Annotated in this window: 2 protein-coding genes; both read right to left on the bottom strand. The window is 38.6% G+C overall.

Annotated elements, in window-relative coordinates; genetic code table 11:
* Nucleotides 1-714, bottom strand: a 714-nt coding sequence (locus ACFIL8_RS09805) for a tetratricopeptide repeat protein (protein ID WP_375689615.1), incomplete at its 3' end; no start/stop codon positions are given.
* Nucleotides 715-870: 156 nt separating this feature from the next.
* Nucleotides 871-996, bottom strand: coding sequence for a type B 50S ribosomal protein L36 (gene ykgO / locus ACFIL8_RS09810; RefSeq protein ID WP_004863016.1), 126 nt, complete (start codon nt 994-996; stop codon nt 871-873).
* Nucleotides 997-1,786: the final 790 nt, after the last annotated feature.

The raw sequence follows: 1,786 nt of genomic DNA on the forward strand, positions 1-1,786 counted from the left end.
GTAATCCAATGCTGTTTCATAAGCTTTAAGAGCAAGTTTTGGACGCTCCGTTGCTTCCATGACAACGCCAAGTTCAAAAAAAGCACTATAATTGCGCGGCTCAAGTTCAAGAGCATGGTTGAGATCAAGCAGGGCAAGTTTGAAATCGTTCAGTTGAATGTGAATCCAAGCGCGTCTTATCCAAGCTTCAGAATGAGTAGGTAAAAGTGCAAGAGCATTGTCAATATAATCAAGCGCAAGTCCATAATCGTCGCTGTTGAGTGCATTTTCAGCCCATGACATTAAAAGATCAATCGTCTCACTCCCCGATTGGGACCATAAATGTTGAAGTTGTTGACTGATCTTTTTCGCTTTAGCAACATCAGCACAATATTTCAATTCTTTGAGTAAACGTGAAATTTCTGCTTCTTTGCGCTGCTTAACTCTGTCAACATGGGAAAGCTGCTCTTTGTCAAGATCTTCAAGAATAACCGCCGAGGAATCAGAATCGGAGGGCGTTGAGGAAGGGGGAGGAGAATTGGGAATAAGATCATCTAACGGTAAAAGCGATTGTGGAGAAGGCCGATCTTCAGGAAGAGAAGGAGGATTTTGCCCATAGCTCGAGGGAACAAAACAAAAAACGCCAACAAAAAAAAGAAAAAACGCGCGCTGAAAAATACAGAAAAAACGCAGCTGAAAAAATCGAAAGGCTTTTAAAAAAATAGAAGAATCCATAAAAACAAGCCCCCAAAAGATAAATCACCAAATATTATCAAATACTAGACTTGTAATCAACGGACTTATAACCAAAAAAACGCAAAAAAATTTTTTAAGCCTACAATTAAAGTAGGCATAAAAACATTGATCCTAAAGAAATTAGTCCTAAAAGAATTAGCCCTGACGTGCTCTAAAACGTGGGTTCGTTTTATTAAGAATATAAACACGACCCTTACGACGCACCAAACGATTGTTACGGTGGCGCTCTTTTAGTGCTTTAAGCGAATTTTTAATTTTCATCATATTCACCGTTTAAATAGTTTACGTAACACAATACTATAATACAATATTAAAACACGAAAATACAATATTACAACCCCAATAGACTGCTTACTCTATGAGCATTGCATTGCGATATCGTACTTGCATGATAACATCACACGATACACCTTTTCACTGTGATCACAAAAAGAAAAGCGCACTCTTAAGGTACGCATTAACCACTTCATTAGCACAACGATAAGTGAAAATTGCAAAAAAGTAGGAGAGATTTAACAAGAAGTCTTATTCTTGTCAAGGGTATATCCCTTACAAATTCCTTAGGGTGTGTTAATGGTTGCCTTGAAGGTAAAAATTTTCTCGTAAAAAAAGGACACAAAAAAGCACAAAGAGTGGAAAAAAGTAAAAGCCTTTTCAGCTTTAAACAAATAAGCTCTGTTAGGGAGTGTTGAAAGATCAGGAGCGCTGTTGAGCCGTTGGATTGTTGAAGTGGTGTGGGTTTTTGTCGTTAAGGGCAAAGGGGGACTTCTTAAAACGTAAGGGGCTTGTTTGTTGCGGGCTCGTGAAGGCCCTGTCAGGTGCGTGCGCCGGCTGAAATGCTTGAAGTGGGGAAGAGGGGGAGCCGTTGGAATTGTTTCTTGTATTGGCTATACGCACATAATATCATGCCGATAGTTTCAAACGTCCCCTTATGAAAAATCTCATACCCTCAATATGGGTCATCAATAACTGGTAATCACATTAAATACGTCTAGAAATATGAAAATAAGGATTATGGTATTTTAATACCACGTTTTTCACGACTTTTTTT

The sequence above is a fragment of the Bartonella sp. AP57NXGY genome, from assembly GCF_042195805.1.
GTDB lineage: Bacteria > Pseudomonadota > Alphaproteobacteria > Rhizobiales > Rhizobiaceae > Bartonella.